This is a genomic window from Methylobacter psychrophilus (genome assembly GCF_025583945.1).
GTDB lineage: Bacteria > Pseudomonadota > Gammaproteobacteria > Methylococcales > Methylomonadaceae > Methylobacter_C > Methylobacter_C psychrophilus.
This window is the reverse complement of the sequence record NZ_JAOEGU010000035.1, coordinates 1-18,542: the sequence shown is the minus strand read 5'-3', so window position 1 is coordinate 18,542 and position 18,542 is coordinate 1. Positions and strand designations below refer to the sequence as shown.

The window sequence follows — 18,542 nt, the reverse complement described above, 5'->3', positions numbered from 1 at the left end:
TAATCTTATCCAACGCCGCAATTTCACCTAACCTTGTCTATAGTTTTAATTGACAAAAATAGAGGGTATGAGTATAGTGCGCGTTCACTTTGCTTTTACAGCAACTCTTTGCCGGGATGGTGGAATTGGTAGACACGCTAGCTTCAGGTGCTAGTGAGCGCACGCTCGTGGAGGTTCAAGTCCTCTTCTCGGTACCAAAAATCATGTTCCTTTCTTGTTGATCTACCACGTGTTTGAGGAGAGTAAATTTCTCTGTGTTACACAAACTGCTACACATATTGTTGCACGCAGTATGTCGAACAGGAGAGAAGCCATGCTCACCCCCTTCGCCCTATTACCTCATTAAACGCCGTCAAACTTATTATTACAGACGCCGGATTCCCGTCCTGCTAAGGCTGTTATTCGGTTGCCTTAAATTTATCATCTCTTTGAAAACTACCTGTTTTCAGGATGCAAAAAATTGGCTAATAGCTATGATGACTACTTTAGCCAACTCGTCCATCAAGAATCCATAAAAAATATGCGCATCGACCCAAGCAAAATTCTTGGCTTTACTGTCAAAACGGACAAGGATGGCAATAAAGATTTAAACTTTCCTGTTGAGGAAATTATCGCGCTACGTAACGCCGCATTTACAACCGAAGATATCAATTCTTTCATAATGACTGCACAGAGCAGCAACCCTGGCTCAACAAGAATTAGCGAAAACGTACCCATTCTTAATCAAGTCAACGAATGCTTATCTGAAAAAGCAGACCTGACCCTAATACTGCTACCACAAATATAATTAATCTATAAGTTACAATTAGATATTCGAATAATAAGATAAAAATCAATCACCCTCTGTTTTTTCTTCGTGTCTTCGTGGTGAAAGCTTTAATCTTTGCACAACTCAGCGGCATAAGCATCCAGGGCGTTAATAATAGCCATATTACTATTGCTGTTACTGCGTAATTCATACAGTCGTGCCATATAAGCATCCAGGGTAATACTGGCTCCTGCTTGCCGACCGGTTAACCGATTTTTGCAAAGCTCATGCCATTTTAACTGCTCGTCAGCATTGAGTGTTTCGGGATAATTACGTGCCCGATATCTAAAGAGCATTTCAGGCAGACGGGGATCGTTAAAACACATGGCTGATGTTGCCAACTGCTCTGGAGACATTTCCCTGATTTTTACCATTTTCTGCCGGTCGGGTTCAGAGAAAAAGCCGCCACTGTAGATAGATAAATCAGGGTCGGAATCTTGCTCGGCATAAGCATGACCGCTAAATACAGCGGCCAACTTTTTATCCAAACCATTAGCCGCTTTAATTTTTTCAATATTGCTTAGACATAAAGCCCAATCAATCGCCAGTCTCTGTGCATCGTCCGGCTTGATAACAGACACTGGGGTAACAACCGGGCATTTATTAATATGCACGGTTTTTAGCGGTATTCTCGTTACCCCTTCGGGCAAGTCATCCGTCGCGGTAAATAGTCGTTGCTGAATGGCTTCTATTGATAAAGTCAGTAGTGGTTCAGGATCAACCGACAAATCGTAAACAATAATGCCATTATTGTTGGTCGGATGTTTGCAAAGGGGCAAGACAATGGCAAGGCCATTCTTAACGATGGAGTACATACCAGATATATGTACAACCGGTTTAAAGCTGCCTAACTGCAGCAACTCCAAAACTTTGGCTTTACCGCGATTTTGCAACAGAAATTGATATAATTTTGGCTGGGCTTGATTGACTAATTTGGCCATGCCGATGGTTGCATAAACATCTGACATTGCATCATGCGCAGCTTCATGAGCAATGCCATTGGCAACCGTTAATTGATCCAGTCGTAAACTGGGTCTGCCGTCATCATTAACCGGCCAATTTATGCCTTCAGGCCTTAATGCTCTTGCAGCTCTGACCACATCAATAAGGTCCCAACGGGAATTGCCATTTTGCCATTCGCGTGCGTAAGGATCATAAAAGTTACGATACAGGCAGTTACGGGTAACTTCATCATCAAAACGAAGATTGTTATAACCCAGGGTACAGGTATTGGGTTGGGCAAGTTGTTGATGTATCCGGCCAATAAACTCGGCTTCACAAACGCCTTTTTGTTCAGCCAACTGTGGGGTAATGCCGGTAATCAGGCAGGAATCAGGGTTTGGCAGGCAATCCGGTGCCGGTTTACAATAAATAACCAGAGGATCTTCGATAACATTAAAATCAGCATCGGTGCGAAGACCGGCAAATTGTACCGCCCGGTCTCGCTGAGGATCGATGCCGAAAGTTTCGTAATCGTGCCAATAAAAGGTTTGTGTATTGGGATTGCGTTCGGGCATCTTGCTAAATGGTCATTAAAGCTCTTAAGACATCGACACGACTAATAACGCCAACAAATTCCCCCTCATCAAATACCGGAAAACTTCTGACCGATGACTTCTGAAATTGTTCAGCCAGATCGACAATAGTGGACTTGGCATCAACGCTGATCGTATCTATGGTCATGTAGTCACCGACTTTGCCACTCATGCCTTGATTGTAAACCGCTTCTAAAAAAACCTTAATACCGTCTTTTTCAGAAAACATGCCAACCAAATGACCCTTTAAATCAACAACCGGAGCACAGGTGATTTTATGATCCAACAATTTCTTGATCGCATCAATCACATTTGTATCTTTGGTTAAGGTGACTAATCTTTTAGCCATGTAATCTGCTACCGTAATTTTTACCAGCATAATAAATTCCTCATTAGTATTTTTATTATTGGTCTGCTGAAGCGTAAATCAACTTTGCGTTAAACGGGCCTCTGCATCCATCTTCTTTCTTTTATCACATTTTTCTACGCAAACACATTCTGCCTTGCTCATACCGCCACCACATGAGCCTTTAATGGCGCGTCTGCCAAAAATAACACCGATTGCCATAATGGCAATAACGATTAACATCACTACAAAAGTTACTAAAAAATAAGTCATGATACTACCTCATAAAGTTGGCACAGATTGATGTCATTCTTACCTCAATCTTGTTTGCTGTTTTAAATATTAAAAAACGCAGGTTTAGAAGTTTTTCTCAAAAAAACCATTTACCTGCATTGGCCGCTGGCCTTGTAGCTATTCGGCTGTCAATTATCATTTTATTCAAACTATGGATTTTGATCGCATGGCAATATCGGAGATGCTTTTATCAAAAAGAGTCTACAAAAAACTACTTATCGACTTTAACAAGCCATTGCTAATGGTTTAATTTTAGCATCCCGCGTCTATAAATATTCAGTATTTTTCTGGTTATTATTTTTTAGTGAAAACATCAAGCATACTTACCGGGACTAATAATCGTGACAATGACAAAAAATAGCTGCTAAATTTAACTGAAAATCCAATAGGCTAACGCTGGCAAATTCAACGAGAAAAATACCGGAAGTAAGCTAAGACCAGTTACCCACAGAACCTGTGGATAACTCTGTGTATAGCTTGTTATATTTAACTCTTAAGTGCAGTTTTTATTACAATTTTGTCAAATCGTATAAAAATACGACAATCTGTTGGCAATTATAATTATCAATGAGTTACGGGTTATCACTTGGTAATCCTGCAGTTGTCAACAACTTAAATGAAAGACATTCAAGCGATTGATTTTTACTGTGCACAAATCAAAGTCAAGCATAATAAAGTATTTAGGCTACCGATAAAGAGTAAAACGAAATGTTCATCTGTCTATAAATAAACGAATCAAATGCATCAGTATTAATAAAATTGACGACCGCAAATAAAAATCGCCTATCATATTGTCACGCAACGACCAGAGCGTCCACTATGATTTAATTTATTGATGAGGGTTTGATGAAGCATTTCTTATTGTTTGTGATTTATATCGTGCTGTTAAGCTATGGACATAATGCATCGGCAAGTAAGCAGAATAAAGATCCCCAGCAAGAGGTACTACAATGTGCTGCATTCAGTCCCTATGTGGGAAAATTTAATCCCAATTATGGTGAGCATCCTTCCAAAGAATTAATCAATGAATTACTGGATAAATTAATTAAGCAAACCCCTTTTCGTTGCATCATGACTTATGGTGTTCTAAACGGTCTGGACACTATTTTTACAGCGGCGAAAGCTCGAGATATTAAAGTCATTGCCATTCTCTGGCTAGATGATGACCTCACTGTTAATTCACAATCCATTGCCAAAGGCATTGAAGTTGCCAAAGCTTTCCCGAAAACCATCATAAAACTAAGCTGCGGTTCTGAAGTAAGAACCCGTCATGCCTATGCTTTTGATGGTGAAATAACCCGTTGTATCGATGCTTTACGCAAAGCCGGTGTAAGCCAGCCAATTACTACCATAGATACCTGGTGGGAATGGTGCAATCGATCATTAGAGTGCGGACAGACCAGTTTTTCAGCACAGGTTGATTGGATAGGCATCAATATATTTCCTTGGTGGGAAAATAAGTATTCCGGCATCCATACCTGTACCAGCGCAGAAACAGCGGCTGATTTTCATATTGCACGGCTTGAAGACGTTCGCCGGGTAAATCCCGAAAAAGAAATTATGATCACTGAATTTGGCTGGCCGAATGGTCCGGAAGGCGGCACGGAAGTCAATAACAAAACCAAACAGCATTGCGGTATAGCCGGCAAGAAAAACCAAGCCTTGGTCGTTGAATCGACATTTAAAAAACTGGCCAAAAAAAAATGGTCCGGCGTGGTATTTGAGGCATTTTCAGAAAACTGGAAAGCCGGTGAAGAAGGTGGTTTTGGCAGTTTTTGGGGAATATGTCTCGGCGAATCTCCTTACAATTGTAGCAAGAAATTAACTATCCACTAATGGAACAAGATGATTGTGCCAATCATTAGCAAAATACCATATTATCATTGCGTATCGTTTGATAGAATACCGGCTTACGGTAATCAATGAATCTTGACTTCATTGGACAATGATTTTATTCGCTTTAGGTTATCGATTGTTTTTTATTGCCTTAAAAACCGGTAACCCACTGTAATCGTTTATATTATTTAATAAATTCTCAACAAATCAAACCATTCCAAATAAGTATAGCTTAAATTTACTCTGCAACAGCCAGTAAATACATAATCCATAAACTACTAGAGGCCCCCTTTTTAAATGAAAACTGTGAAATCGATACTACTTATTTTGATGCCCGTCTGGTTATTATTGCTACCGGCATCCAGTTATGGACGCCATGCTGCGATAATAATTGATGCGGATAACGGTAGCGTATTGCACGAAGAAAATGCAACTCACTCATGGTTTCCGGCTTCACTTACCAAACTGATGACCCTTTACATGACCTTTGATGCGTTACAAGCAGGTCAAATTCATCTTTACGATACCTTAACGACATCCAATCATGCTTCACGCCAACCCAACAGCAAACTGGGATTGAGGCAAGGTGAATCGTTGACGGTTCAAGAAGCGATTTTAGCGCTTATCACCCGTTCGGCGAACGATGCCTCTGTCGTTTTGGCGGAACATATTGGCGGTACTGAAGAAAGCTTTGCCGTTAAAATGACTACCAAAGCGCATAATCTGGGGATGTACGATACCCATTTTATGAATGCAACAGGCCTTCCCCACCAATGGCAAGTCACAACTTCACGTGATATGGCTATACTGGCATGGAAGACACAACGAAACTTCCCTAACTATTACCCTTATTTTGCTGCACACAGCTTTAATTTTAAGGGCCGTGAACTACGCGGAATCAACAAATTTACCGCCAGTTATCCGGGCGCTGAAGGTATGAAAACCGGTTTCACCTGTGGCTCTGGTTACAATCTTATTTCTGCCGCCAGTCAAAATGGCAAACATCTGATCGGGGTAATATTGGGTGGAATGACCAGTGCAGAACGTTATCAGTTAATGATCAGCATGATGAATAATGGTTTTGCCAATAAATTTACCCCTTATCCCGCCAAAAACATCACTACCATGGTAAGCAACTCAGCAGGCACACCGCCCTATCAACTGGGTTGCGGAAATATGGCACCTACCGCCATAGGTTCCAACGATAATAACCTTAAACCGACATACATTAGTCAGAGTCGACACACTGGCAATCGCAAAAATTTTAAGAAAACCAAGGTTAGCAGTAAAAGTAAAGTTGTCAGTCACAAAAAAGTCGTTATCAAGAGCAAGAAAACTGTCAGTAAAGCCAAGCCTAAATCCAGCAAAACCCGCTATCATCGATAGATATCATCTAAAACAACCTAAGCGCATACCGCCAGACAACGTACATAAAATATCAACTTATTTTATGTACGTTTATAAATCATGTAATCATTAGCCTAAAAATACTAAATCCCTTACTGGTCTCTGCCTTCCAGGCAACTCGCCAAAGTAAATCTTAGTATCAAAATTGTCATCAGGACAGGGTATAACGTGAAGTTTTCGGGCAACGCCAGACTGCCTAAAACAAAAGTCATTATAACCCAAGGCTGAATTAAGCTTCTTTTAGCAAGGGACAACATAAAACCAAAACTTTCCTCATCAATTTTATGCCGCTGGCTAATAAAAAATAACGATACAAAAGCAGCAAACAAGGCAAAATAAAGTGGATAGAAAAAAAATATCGGTGAATCATTGTTAAACAACGGTTTCCAGTAACCAAACCAAACCAACAAAATACTGCTGGAAAAAATATCGTAGCAAATTATGACCGATATTTTTTTAATCATACTGGTTAAAATACTGATAACAGCGATCGCTAAACTACTATAAGTCAACAACTGTTCTGCCAGCATGGCTTGTAATGGACTGGAAATTTGTACCAAGAAACAAAGTGTAAGGCTAAAAACAATAAAAATCGGCATGGCGGTCAGTTAATATCCATAAAAAAAATACCCTTAAAAAATAGCGTTCACCCGTTGTCACATTTATAAACTGAGTTATTTCAAATACAAATCAATATACAACAAGCCGGTAAAAAAAGAAGAAAGATTCTTGCTGACATATGTGCCCGGTTTAGTGATAGCCATATCAACTATCGTAATGCGCATCGTGAACTCATTTCTAATCAGTTCGTTACCGCACAGACTAAGTTCGGTCTCGTGTATAGAATCTGCATCAAGTGATAGAAAATAGTATTTTGAATCTCATTGATGACCAATTTACGAGAAGATTCTCATGAACAATACTTCGGATAGCTTTTATAATTAGTACTTCACGAATAACAAGGCTTGTGGAGAATTAAATCAAAATCATGCAAAATACAGTATTGCATTAAATATTAACCAATTGAAAATTAAAAAGTTATTTATTAGTAATGATAATCGAATTTTTGAGATGATTTATCAAAAACCATATTATTTCAATAACCTACCACCTGAAGTATTGTAATAGTCAAACCAATAAAAGTAAAAATTAAGCCCTTGATTGAACATAATAAGTCTCCGACTGTGCCATCATAATGTACGATAGCTTGTAATTAAGACTTTACTTATTTTAATGTTATTTATGCTGACAAATTTTCAATACCTCAGAAAAATAAAAGAAATTGATATAAGCCGTTATTTAGCGTTAAATATGTTCATTTATTTTCCGATAATATGTAATTGACGGGCTCGTAAAACCGGTACCATGACAGGTTATATTAGAGTGTATCCACTAAAAAAAAAGAATAAAATGATGAGCGTCATCGGGTAATGCTACATAGCAACAATACTAACCATCCAGGAAAAGATTAATCATGAGTACAAAAAAAACCACTATCCATAAACCGCTATTATTGAGTAGCTTGATCATTTCGGTTACCTTGGCAGGTTGTGCATCAACGCCAACGGCTGTCGAACCTGAACAGAATGATCCTTGGGTAGGCTGGAACAAGGGTACTCAATCATTCAATGACAATCTCGACAAAGCTATTGTAAAACCATTAGCAAAAGGCTATCAATGGATAACACCCGATTTTGTTGATGAAGGTGTAACCAATTTTTTCAGTAATATTAACGATATTGGCGTAACCATCAACGATGTATTGCAATTTAAAATGGCACAAAGTGGCATGGATGCAAGTCGTTTCCTGATTAACACAACAGCAGGTGTTGCCGGTTTTGTTGACGTAGCAACCATGATTGATTTGCCTAAACATAAAGAAGACTTCGGGCAGACCTTAGGATTCTGGGGGGTTCCATCAGGCAACTATCTGGTATTACCACTCTTTGGGCCAAGCTCACCAAGAGATACGATTGGACTGGTCGGCGATGCGTTATTTAACCCATTGACTTATGTTTCTATATTTGGCGGCGCTGCGGCAACCGCAGCAACAGCAGGTGCCAAAGTCGTTGATGTGACTGATAAACGCGCAAATTTGATGACCACTGAAAAAATACTTGATGAAGGTGCGGTCGATCGTTACGACTTTATTAAAAACTCATATGAACAAAATCGTGATTATCTTATTCATGATGGTAATCCTCCTGAAGACACTGATCCCGATCTGTTTGATGATAACTTTGAATCCGGAACCAGTGGCGGTACAACTAATGGAAAAGGATCTTCAAATGCAACTCCTGGCAATAACAGTGGTGACGGCAGTAATAAATCAGATGGTTCAAAATCACCATCGACTGATAAAAAACCTGAACATTTTTTAGACTTGTCGGAACCCAAATAAATAGTCATCATTGGCAAATAAATTACCTTATCCTGGTAACTGGTTCGATAGTCTACAACCAGCCGGTTTAAGGTAATTAGCTCTACTACCCACCCCCTGACCAACGACAATTTATACGATAGCGTAGCAATACCCCCTAGATCTAAGGAGTATGAAATGAAGTCACAACAACTTGTTAAAGTATGGGATCTTCCACTTAGAATTTTTCACTGGCTACTGGTTGCCGGATTCATTATCGCTTACCTGACTGAAGATGATTTATTAACAATTCATGTTTGGGCGGGTTATCTGATATTTGGTTTACTGGTGTTTAGGTTAATCTGGGGATTTATTGGCAATGACTATGCCAGATTCTCAAATTTTTTATGTAGCCCGATTCAATCAATTGCCTATATCAAAGACCTGATTTCCTTAAATGCTCAACGTTTTCTTGGCCACAACCCTGCCGGTGCTGCCATGATTATGTTGTTACTCGTTAGTCTGTTACTGACTTCCATCACAGGATTTGCTGTTTATGGTGCAGATCAGGGTGCAGGACCATTAGCCGGCATTATAGACTCAAGTAGGGAAGATTTATGGGAAGAGACTCATGAGTTCTTTGCCAATTTGACCCTATTCTTGGTGATTGTACATATTGTCGGGGTAATCGCTGAAAGTGTTATACACCACGAAAATCTGGCAAAAGCGATGTGGAACGGCCTTAAAAAACCTGCAGAAAAATAAGTCGTGTCGATCTGCATTGCATTGAATTGACCTGTTATACTGCTTTTTTCTGGATCAGGACCATGCAGCCTTTAGCGACATAAAATAAATTCTGCAATCACCATCTTGAGTATTGGCTATGCTAACCCAACACTACAAAAAACATGACCACCGCCAATAAAGAGCAGCAAGTTGTAGCCACTTCAAAGTATGAAAATGGCATTGCCATTTTGAGCATACTCGGTATTAGTTGTTATCTGATACTAAGGTATGGGCTTGATACAGGTCATGACGTTTATACACTGTCCATCAATACTGCCTTAACGTCAGCAATTGCCTCCCTCTATCAGGGACAGACAACCTTTTCTACTGTACTGGTACAACTACCGCTGTTGGCGGTTTTGCTACTGGGTGGTATGCCTTTACTTTATCAGCTCATCATAAAACTATGTCACGGCGATTTTGGTGCCGATTTACTGGCAGGAATATCCATCGTCACGGCAATTTTACTGGATGAATATCTGGCCGGAAGTCTGGTGGTATTAATGCTCTCGGGTGGTGCGGCCCTCGAACACTATGCCGTTCGTAAAGCGTCTTCAGTACTTGAAGCGCTGTCCAAGCGTATGCCGTCAGTGGCACATAAAAAATCAGCTGATACGCTAACCGACATTACTACAGAACAGGTAACTATCAACGATATCTTGTTGGTCCTCCCTCATGAAATTTGTCCCGTTGACGGTACCGTTCTGGAAGGAACCGGCACAATGGATGAATCCTATTTAACCGGCGAGCCTTATATGATGTCGAAAACCATAGGTTCACTGGTCATATCCGGCGCGATTAACGGTGATTCGGCCTTAACTATTCGTGCCGACAAACTTTCTGTTGATTCCCGTTATGCAAAAATCATGGAAGTTATGCGCTCTTCCGAGCAATATCGTCCCAACATCAGACGACTGGGCGATCAACTGGGTGCGTTATATACGCCATTAGCGGTACTCATTGCCCTAACTGCCTGGCTAATCAGTGACGATGTCGTTCGTTTTCTGGCCGTACTGGTTGTTGCCACGCCCTGCCCTTTATTAATTGGCATACCCGTTACCATTATCAGCTCAATTTCGCTGGCAGCCAGACGGGAAATTATCATCAAAAATCCGGCTATTCTGGAAACGATAGGTACCTGCCGCACTGCAATTTTTGATAAAACCGGCACGCTAACTTATGGTCGCCCCTCATTAACGGGCTTGATACCCGGAAAAAACCAGACTGAGCAAGACGTATTAACCCTAACAGCCAGTCTGGAGCGTTATTCAAAACATCCACTTTCCGGTGCAATTATTAAAGCCGCAGAAAAAGCTGGATTATCTTTATTAACGGTAACCAATATCGCCGAATTACCCGGTAAAGGCCTTACCGGCACCGTAATGGGTAAACAGATACAAATAACCAGCCGTAAAAATTTTATTGAAACAGCATTGACTGGCACTGAAGAATTGCCGCCCCTGTCAGGAGGCCTTGAATGTGTTGTACTAATTAATGGGTATTATGCCGGAACGCTGCAATTTCGTGATGAAGTTCGCACTGACAGCTCTTCCTTTATCAATCACTTGCAACCTAATCACTTGTTTGAACGGGTGATGCTGGTGTCCGGTGACAGGGAATCCGAAGTGCGTTATCTGGCAGAACAAGTTGGCATTAAACATGTTTACTTTAGCCAAAGCCCTGAACAGAAACTGGAATTGGTACGCAAAGAAACAAAAATGGCAAAAACCATATTTCTGGGTGATGGTATCAATGATGCCCCTTCCTTAACCGCCGCGACTATTGGTATAGCCTTTGGTCAAAACAGTGATATTACCGGCGAATCAGCAGATGCAGTGATTATGGATAGCTCGTTGTTAAAAGTCGATGAGCTGTTTCATATCGGTGAGCGAATGCGTAAAATTGCCTTGCAAAGCGCGGTAGGTGGTATGGCGCTAAGCTTGATCGGTATGGGTTTTGCCGGCTTGGGTTATCTGTCGCCGGTAGCAGGAGCCGTAACCCAGGAAGTTATTGATGTGCTGGCTGTTTTAAATGCCTTAAGAGCCGCCATCCCACCAAAAACACTCTCCGATTTTTGATAAATCAGCCACTTTACACTCAGTGTTTTCGAGGATTATTCACCCGGCTCTTTCAAGTTGCCTTGTTCTTTAATTGCCTGATAATATGCCAACGAATCGGAAATAGCTTCCAGTAATTGAGTCGGAATTTCATCCCGATTGAGTATGCCTGTCACAATGGCATAAGCAACATTCATATCATCAAACGAGTTATTGTATTTTTTGTATAGCTCACGGGAAGGACCTTCGTGGTATTGATGGACCCGATAATTAAGCTCACCGTTATCTATTTTTCCATCACGCCACTGAGCAAAATCGAGATCCAATTTTTCCAGCTCACGGTGTAATTCTTGCCCATAAGCTTTAATCAGGTATTGCCGGAGCAGTCGGTTAATATTTTTCGGATAATCTTTCATAATGATTCTCTACTCTACACAGCTTTGTCACAATATATAAGTTTTCAGATAAATAATTTCGATGCATACAGATACCATCCCTTCAAGGGATGGTATCTGTATGAACTTACAACGACATGAATGGAAATTTAATTTCTGAAAGACTATAGAGCCCTTAATCAATCAAGCACGGTTGGTGTACCAAACGCACCTTGGCTTCAAAGGCAAGCTATACAGGTCTTCTGTTTAAAGCTTAAAATGCACCAGTACTGTTCTAAAGGTATCCGTTGATATCGTCACCGATCCGGTAAACGGAAAGTCAAGCGTCATAATGGTAAAAAGCGACAAGGCGACCAGGGTAGACAACATTGAGGACATAATCAATTGAGCGACAAAGTTTTCTGTTCCAAAAAATATCGTAAACAGTATCGTAATCAAGCCGCCGGATAACAATACAACCCAAAGAATCGGCGGAATCCCAGGCCCTGCGGCCAATATCCGCTCACGTCGCAGTTCAGCGGCTTCATTTAATTTCACCACGGATTGTTCAAAAAATATTGCCTGACTTTCATTTTCAGGCAAAAAAGACGTATAAAGATCCCAAATTATATCGGAAGCGGCCTGCACCTTTTCGCTGCGCTTCCCAACTGCCAGTGTCGTCCATTCATCGTTAACAATAGCAGAGGCATAGTTTCTTAGCGCCAATCTCACAGCATTCTTAAAAACAGGCGGAAAACCGGTAGAATCCCGGTAAAGATCTTCAATACAAATAGCTTCTTGGGCAACATTTCTGTCAGCCCTGGCAAAGTTTTGCCAAGAGACAATAACCATAAAAGCCAGCAATACGGCATAAATAACGCCGATGGTGGAGAAGATAAAACCTGCCACATCATTATGGGTTTTAAGCTGGTGAAAGGGAATAAACCTTCTGACCAGAAAAAGCGAACCTATGGTTACCCCAAGGAATAACCCGATCACTAAAATAGCCAGCAAAGTAGTCGGAACATAAAACAGCAACCATTGATTTAAAGGCATGTATTTCTCCTAAAAAATAAATGCTATCTGTTGATCGTTTATGAGTCAATACGGAATTTTCCCATATCGTTCGACATAGCTGATTTATCTAAAAATGTGTACGACAAAAATATGATCAAAAAAAGCAGCATACCCTTATCAACTACTTCATATCAATGATAAGCCGAGCAAACAAATCTACCTGCAGCCAATTGGTAAACTCAATAACGGCCATAGGATCGGTCGGACCTTTGGTCATCCACATAATCAGCCTGATTAGTGAACGGTCAAAAGACCGGTAACCAGGATAATCAAGCTTACCGGCAAAAACAGCCATTTCTTTAGGTTTCCAGACTATTTGTCTGAGAAATTTTTGCAGATAAGGATTGTTTTCCGGCCTGCATTTTTCTGGTTTGCGGGCAACCAAATTTACCGAAAAAAAAGCATTCGGTTTCCTGTCCAAAAGCCGCCTGTTTTTCTCAATAAACGTAATAACTTCGGAGCTGTGGTGTCCGTAGCGGATACTGGCTCCTATGACAATTTTATCGAACTTCGCCAAATCGAGTTGGGTCGCCTCAGTAACCGAAATGACGGCAACCAGATGGTCTTCTTGCTCAATGACAGTTCGCAGTCGATGACAAATTTTTTGAGTTTGCCCGTCAGTGCTTGAATAAACAATAAGAATGTTGGCCATATGGATTTTCAGATAAATAATTTCTTTGTCGACAGATACTATCCCTTCAAGGAATTATATCTGTATAAGTTTACAGCGACGCAAATTGGAAATTTAATTTTTTGAAAGTCTATATGTCCAACGTTAACATGATTTCACTGAAAAAGAGCTTACAATCATTAGTAGCTCACCTCTTGTCAGTTTTCCTGTTAACGTCTGACAAATAACCAGACTAAAACAACAATCAACTCAGACCAACCATTCACTGGAAACTGGCGACTTTAATTGATCTTTTTGAATCAAGTTTCAAGCATTAGTAAAATAGTCATCATGCACTGCAATTACTTTACTCTTGAACATACAGACTTAATAAGCACCCATAAAATCGCCTTTACCAACTTCCAGTCCATTATGCCGTAAAATATCATAGGCAGTGGTGATGTGGAAGAAAAATTGCGGCAACCCGTAGTTGCACAAGTAGGTATTACCCAACAATTTTTTCTCTTTTGGTGTCCCTGGGCGCAACACGATTTCACGCTTGTCACTACCTTCAAATTGCACAGGTGTCAGACTTTCGATAAAAGCCAGGGCCTTGGCAATTCGTTCTTGTAATTCGGAAAATGTCTGTTCGTTAGTATCATAAGCAGGTACCTCAATACCCGCCAGCCGGGCAGTTACACTAATGGCAAAATCAGCGGCAATTTGCACTTGACGGTTCAAAGGGAACATATCAGGAAACAGCCGCGCATCCAGTAATACTTGCGGTTCAAATTTTTTTTCAGTGGCATATTCTTCCGCTTTACTCAAAATAGCGCTGAGGCTGGTCAATAACTGTTTAAAAACGGGTACGGACGTGGTGTACATATAATTGGACATAGATTTTGCTCGGTTAATTGATTAAAGTTATTGTTTTACACTGTCGGTAAGTATCTCATGGATAAGCCGGGTTTGGTAAATTCAACACGGGGTCGTTCCACAAGGTAACCACCTATAAAATTAAACGTTGATAAAACCACATTACTTTATGTAGGGCGTACCGTGCGAAATTAATTCATGGTTCTAAATAACTCACGGGTGTTATGCAGATAATTATATAGACAGCGTTAGTGTCGTTAACATAAACAGATCGGTAAAAATCAATCAAACACAATAACCGGCGTACCGTCTTTTACAGTATCATAAAACCATTGTGACGTTGCTATGGATATTCGGACACAACCATGAGACACGTTGTCGGCCGGAACTAACGGTGAACCATGAATGGCAAATCCGCCATTAAAATACAATGGGTTATAAAGTTTACCCAGATCACTTTCGCGCCAACCGGAAATTCTCCATTGAATGCGAAACTTGCCACGCGGCGTGCGAGCCACACCACAAACCTGCTCTCCCGATTTTTTCGATATTTCGCAATACTTGCGATTCGAACCGGTTGATACCGCGATAACACGGTTGAGTCCCTGCTTATCAAAAAGCATCAGCACCTGACGCGTAAGATTTATCTCGATACGCGGCAACCCCATCTCGGGATGCAATCCTGAAGGAACTTCTGCTTGTGGCAAGGCTTCTTGTGTTTTTAATGTGTATGTACCAGTGCGCTTTAATTGGGCATACTTTTGAAACGCTAAAACACCCTGCAACGTCTGTTGATCGTAAAAACCATCGACAGTCCCCACGTCGTAACGAAGTTCCATAAGCCGTTTCTCCAGAGCCAATACCGCCTCGCCTTGTGAGCCGACTTTAAGAATTCTGGAAGGAGTAAACGAACCCGAATTCAATGGCGTCGTCGGAGCGACTGTTGATGTTCCTGGCGAAGTGCCTGCACTCTCTGTAGAATTTGTCGTTAATGGTGGTGGCAACGTCTCCACAGGCGCCGACGTTTTTAACCCGGAAACATTGTCCTTATTAACTGAAACCCTTGTGACGACCTTTGATTTTGGCAAATCAGCATAGAATCGTTGCACAGATTTTAGCGCAAGTGTAAAGCTACCACACCCGGTCAGCAAAACGAGAACTATCAATGCGAATAATGCTTTCATAATGGATGGATGGATTGTTTATTTGTGCTGATCTATGCTGCATTGCAACAGCAATGGACTATTTATCGCATTGAATAGGCCCGTTTAATTAAACGACAGCATTATTTCATAGCACTTATAATCAATAGCTATTGTAATTCACACAGACTAACCAACGATACCATTGAGTCTACATATTGTAGATAATAGTGCTTTATAAGCCACTACATTAATCTCCCTTACTACTTATTTTATTCTTGATACGAAAAGCCTGACAGCATATATTCCTTAAAAATTCTACATGGCTCTTTTCACAAGCCGTTATGTGCGCTATCGTACTGACTGTGTTTAGTTTTGTAGTTATAGTGAAATTGTAGTATTGACTGTCTCCAGAATCATCCAAAATCTGGGAGTCATTTAAAACCATACCTTACCGATTCTTGATTCTTGAACTCGCCTTAAGCCTTGCAAAGGCTTTTAGCTTAACGGAATAAACACTTAATTGGAGATTTACCTATGAAACAACTTGGCAGATTTTTTTCCGCATTTTTTTTGGCACTGACATTATTGGCTAGCGTGAGTTGTGCATCAACGCAAAAGCATGAAGCAACCGGCGAATACGTTGATGACAGCATCATCACCAGCAAGGTTAAGGCAGCCATACTCAACGAGCCTGGTTTAAATTCTGCAGAAATTAACGTTGAAACTTTCAAGGGCATCGTGCAATTGAGCGGTTTTGTAAGTTCGCGTGCAGATATTAATAAAGCGGTTAAACTGACTCGTGACGTTGGTGGCGTAAAGTCAGTTAATAATGACATGAAACTTAAATAGACAAGGAAACCATTATGGAAACAATCAAAAAAGCATCCAAATCTGCACATGAGACTATTGATAAAATCGCCAATGCAAGCAATCAAGCCGCCGAAACTATCAACGAAAAAGGTGCAGAACTAAAAATTTCCGAACAACAATTGGTAGAGACTTGCCGTAGTTATGTCCGCGAAAATCCTATGGCATCGTTAGGTATCGCGGCAGCGGCAGGATTCTTTCTGAGCCGTCTGTTAAGTAAACGTTAAATCGTAAATTATCATGAACCCGGATGCCCTGGAAAAAAACACCCAGGGGCAGGATTCAAATAGTAACGATACGCCAAGTAGTTCCGGCGTACTTAAAGATGCCCAAGCGTTATGGCACGAACTGCGTGGCTTAATCTTGGCTCGCTTTCAGCTTGCCATACTGGAGACACAGCAAGCCGGTAATAGCCTGATAATCATGATCATAGCAGGCGTAATAATCGCCATCTTGCTTGGTAGCGCTTGGTTGGGGTTAATGGCTGCTGTAGCTCTCTGGCTGATCGAAAATGGCGTGGTAATGGCCAGTAGTGCCATTCTGCTGGCGGTCACTTTAAATTTGTTGCTTGCGATAATCCTTTGTGGGGTAATACGCGACAAGAGCCGCAATATGCAGTTTCCGTCGACCCTTCGGGCCCTTCAGCCCATTTCCCCAGAGCTTCAGAATACGGAGAAGTAATGATGAAGACCTGCCTAAGTAAATCCAAATCTCTTGAAGCTCAAATCAAAGATATGGAGCAGCTTGCATTAATCCGTCAGCGCAAGGTCAGTGTTCGTTCCACAACCTTGCTTCGTAAAATACACCAACAAATGACCACTCCAACAACTTTACTACTGGCCGGTGGCATCGGCTTTATCATTGGCGAACTTACCAAGCGCAGAGTACCTGACAACCTTAGCAATACAGATAAGTCAATAACTACAGATACCTTACCATTAACAACGGCACTGAACCTCATTGCCTCGGCACATACTTTATATATGGCTTTACCTATAGCGTGGATAATGAAGACCTTCGAGCAATCAAGAGCGTCTTCAAATCGTCAAGCACCCAATCAACCCGGACATCCGGTGTCAAACGATATAAATGGCGAGAAAAACCATCGAAGCTCAATGCACTAGGACTGCTATCCGAGAATGTCGACTATCGAAGGAATGACTCCAGATGAAGATAAAAAAATTCCAGTGTTAATCTGAATTTTCCTATTTTGACGTTATTATGGCCTCATAACGACCTTATTTGGCACATTTTCATCTATATCGCTAGTACTCAGTCAATCTGATAATGTCGGATAAAGTTTCTTCAGTTTTATCCGCGCATCCTCAGTGGTAAATCGCCATTTCATAGAGCGAGCAATAGCATTTCTTTTTTCTTGCCACGCGGAAATTTCTGTTTTTAAAGTTTCTTGATCTGGAATGCGGCGATCCATACATTGCCGTGACAGGATGCTTAATTCTATTTCAGCCATATTTAACCAGCTACCATGCTTGGGCGTGTAGTGTATTTCCAGTTTTTCAAGAATTCTTCTCGCTTCTTTTGGCTCAAATGCCTTATATAAAGAGGCGCCAGTATGGGTATTCAGATTATCCATAACCAGGGTAATACGTTTAGCCTGCGGGTAATGGACATCAACCAGATTACGGATCTGATGCGCCCAATCAATAGCCGTTCTTTGATCGGTTACTTCAACAAACCGTTTGCCCCGTAAGGGTTCAAAAAACATAAAAACATTACTCACGCCATTACGTTCATATTCCGTGTCGTACCGAGCGACGGTGCCAGGCTTTGCCGGTATTAGTGTTCGCGTGTCTTTAATCTGTTGCTTACTGCTTTCATCCATGCAAATTAGTGGTTGCGCTTCATCATAAGGTCGCTTGTAAACATCAAGCGTATCTTCCATAGCGCAAACAAACTCAGCATTTTTTTTAGCCGGAATACACCACTCTTTATTTTGCCAAGGTTTTAACTCGTTTTTTTTAAGGTTTGCCGGATAGTTTCATGCGATACACTTTCGATATAACCCAGCTCAACCATCTGCTGTCCAAGTAAACGTAATGTCCAGCGGCTACGCCCTTCAGGTGCATCGCCACAACTTAACGCGATCAAACGGGCTTCATTCTCACCATCAATAGTACGGCTTTTAACGCGAATTGACTTTGCTC

Annotated in this window: 20 protein-coding genes, 1 tRNA gene and 1 pseudogene; 12 read left to right on the top strand and 10 right to left on the bottom strand. The window is 41.0% G+C overall.

The annotated features are described in order from the left end of the window. The first annotated feature begins 110 nt into the window (after window positions 1-110). The 3 genes from N7974_RS14630 to N7974_RS14625 all read left to right on the top strand — a co-directional run bounded on the left by N7974_RS14630 (window position 111) and on the right by N7974_RS14625 (window position 787). Window positions 111-197: transfer RNA gene (locus N7974_RS14630), tRNA-Leu, on the top strand. 57 nt (window positions 198-254) lie between these two features. Next, window positions 255-515 (top strand): DUF6538 domain-containing protein, encoded by a 261-nt coding sequence (locus N7974_RS20790; RefSeq protein ID WP_394813123.1) that lies wholly within the window; start codon window positions 255-257, stop codon window positions 513-515. Continuing rightward, window positions 461-787, top strand: coding sequence for a hypothetical protein (locus tag N7974_RS14625; protein WP_262966334.1), 327 nt, complete (start codon window positions 461-463; stop codon window positions 785-787). Before N7974_RS20790 ends, N7974_RS14625 begins: the two co-directional genes overlap by 55 nt. An 89-nt stretch (window positions 788-876) precedes the next feature. Here the strand turns inward: N7974_RS14625 and sbcB are convergent, their stop codons facing one another. From sbcB to nqrM, 3 genes are read right to left on the bottom strand one after another with little or no spacing between them, the layout of a single operon-like run. Beyond that, the gene (sbcB, locus tag N7974_RS14620; RefSeq protein ID WP_262966333.1) at window positions 877-2,325 is read right to left on the bottom strand and encodes an exodeoxyribonuclease I; all 1,449 of its coding nucleotides are present in this window, start codon (window positions 2,323-2,325) and stop codon (window positions 877-879) included. Window positions 2,326-2,329: 4 nt separating this feature from the next. Then, window positions 2,330-2,722, bottom strand: coding sequence for a CBS domain-containing protein (locus tag N7974_RS14615; RefSeq protein ID WP_262966332.1), 393 nt, complete (start codon window positions 2,720-2,722; stop codon window positions 2,330-2,332). 48 nt (window positions 2,723-2,770) lie between these two features. Beyond that, window positions 2,771-2,962, bottom strand: coding sequence for a (Na+)-NQR maturation NqrM (gene nqrM, locus N7974_RS14610; protein WP_243217819.1), 192 nt, complete (start codon window positions 2,960-2,962; stop codon window positions 2,771-2,773). 867 nt (window positions 2,963-3,829) lie between these two features. On the opposite strand from nqrM, the gene N7974_RS14605 reads away from it, so the two are divergent. Both N7974_RS14605 and N7974_RS14600 read left to right on the top strand, forming a co-directional pair. Further along, window positions 3,830-4,819, top strand: a complete 990-nt coding sequence (locus N7974_RS14605) for a glycoside hydrolase family 17 protein (RefSeq protein WP_262966331.1) — start codon at window positions 3,830-3,832, stop codon at window positions 4,817-4,819. A 297-nt stretch (window positions 4,820-5,116) separates the two neighbouring features. Continuing rightward, window positions 5,117-6,205 (top strand): D-alanyl-D-alanine carboxypeptidase family protein, encoded by a 1,089-nt coding sequence (locus N7974_RS14600; protein ID WP_262966330.1) that lies wholly within the window; start codon window positions 5,117-5,119, stop codon window positions 6,203-6,205. 113 nt (window positions 6,206-6,318) lie between these two features. Here the strand turns inward: N7974_RS14600 and N7974_RS14595 are convergent, their stop codons facing one another. Then, on the bottom strand, window positions 6,319-6,825 hold the full coding sequence (locus N7974_RS14595) for a hypothetical protein (protein WP_262966329.1): 507 nt from the start codon (window positions 6,823-6,825) through the stop codon (window positions 6,319-6,321). Window positions 6,826-7,700: 875 nt separating this feature from the next. On the opposite strand from N7974_RS14595, the gene N7974_RS14590 reads away from it, so the two are divergent. From N7974_RS14590 to N7974_RS14580, 3 genes are all read left to right on the top strand, one after another. After that, on the top strand, window positions 7,701-8,627 hold the full coding sequence (locus N7974_RS14590) for an MlaA family lipoprotein (RefSeq protein WP_262966328.1): 927 nt from the start codon (window positions 7,701-7,703) through the stop codon (window positions 8,625-8,627). 156 nt (window positions 8,628-8,783) lie between these two features. Then, complete coding sequence (locus N7974_RS14585; RefSeq protein WP_262966327.1) at window positions 8,784-9,350, top strand: cytochrome b/b6 domain-containing protein; 567 nt, start codon at window positions 8,784-8,786, stop codon at window positions 9,348-9,350. A 143-nt stretch (window positions 9,351-9,493) separates the two neighbouring features. Continuing rightward, entirely contained in the window at window positions 9,494-11,449 is a 1,956-nt protein-coding gene (locus tag N7974_RS14580) for a heavy metal translocating P-type ATPase (RefSeq protein ID WP_262966326.1), read from the top strand. Between the two features lie 35 nt (window positions 11,450-11,484). Here the strand turns inward: N7974_RS14580 and N7974_RS14575 are convergent, their stop codons facing one another. The 5 genes from N7974_RS14575 to N7974_RS14555 all read right to left on the bottom strand — a co-directional run bounded on the left by N7974_RS14575 (window position 11,485) and on the right by N7974_RS14555 (window position 15,549). Further along, complete coding sequence (locus N7974_RS14575; RefSeq protein WP_262966325.1) at window positions 11,485-11,844, bottom strand: hypothetical protein; 360 nt, start codon at window positions 11,842-11,844, stop codon at window positions 11,485-11,487. A gap of 225 nt (window positions 11,845-12,069) precedes the next feature. Next, window positions 12,070-12,858, bottom strand: coding sequence for a bestrophin-like domain (locus N7974_RS14570; RefSeq protein WP_262966324.1), 789 nt, complete (start codon window positions 12,856-12,858; stop codon window positions 12,070-12,072). Window positions 12,859-13,000: 142 nt separating this feature from the next. After that, window positions 13,001-13,531 (bottom strand): menaquinone-dependent protoporphyrinogen IX dehydrogenase, encoded by a 531-nt coding sequence (gene hemG / locus N7974_RS14565; RefSeq protein ID WP_262966323.1) that lies wholly within the window; start codon window positions 13,529-13,531, stop codon window positions 13,001-13,003. Between the two features lie 345 nt (window positions 13,532-13,876). Further along, window positions 13,877-14,386, bottom strand: a complete 510-nt coding sequence (locus N7974_RS14560; protein ID WP_262966322.1) for a DUF1993 domain-containing protein — start codon at window positions 14,384-14,386, stop codon at window positions 13,877-13,879. Between the two features lie 260 nt (window positions 14,387-14,646). Further along, the gene (locus N7974_RS14555; protein ID WP_262966321.1) at window positions 14,647-15,549 is read right to left on the bottom strand and encodes a L,D-transpeptidase family protein; all 903 of its coding nucleotides are present in this window, start codon (window positions 15,547-15,549) and stop codon (window positions 14,647-14,649) included. 495 nt (window positions 15,550-16,044) lie between these two features. Here N7974_RS14555 and N7974_RS14550 point away from each other — a divergent pair, with 495 nt between their 5' ends. From N7974_RS14550 to N7974_RS14535, 4 genes are read left to right on the top strand one after another with little or no spacing between them, the layout of a single operon-like run. After that, window positions 16,045-16,359 (top strand): BON domain-containing protein, encoded by a 315-nt coding sequence (locus N7974_RS14550; RefSeq protein WP_262966320.1) that lies wholly within the window; start codon window positions 16,045-16,047, stop codon window positions 16,357-16,359. A 14-nt stretch (window positions 16,360-16,373) separates the two neighbouring features. Beyond that, the gene (locus N7974_RS14545) at window positions 16,374-16,604 is read left to right on the top strand and encodes a DUF883 family protein (RefSeq protein WP_262966319.1); all 231 of its coding nucleotides are present in this window, start codon (window positions 16,374-16,376) and stop codon (window positions 16,602-16,604) included. Window positions 16,605-16,617: 13 nt separating this feature from the next. Next, entirely contained in the window at window positions 16,618-17,058 is a 441-nt protein-coding gene (locus N7974_RS14540; protein ID WP_262966318.1) for a phage holin family protein, read from the top strand. Then, window positions 17,058-17,501, top strand: coding sequence for a hypothetical protein (locus N7974_RS14535; RefSeq protein WP_262966317.1), 444 nt, complete (start codon window positions 17,058-17,060; stop codon window positions 17,499-17,501). Before N7974_RS14540 ends, N7974_RS14535 begins: the two co-directional genes overlap by 1 nt. 152 nt (window positions 17,502-17,653) lie before the next feature. Here the strand turns inward: N7974_RS14535 and N7974_RS14530 are convergent. Then, window positions 17,654-18,542 (bottom strand): annotated as a pseudogene (locus N7974_RS14530) (IS630 family transposase); the annotation flags it as partial.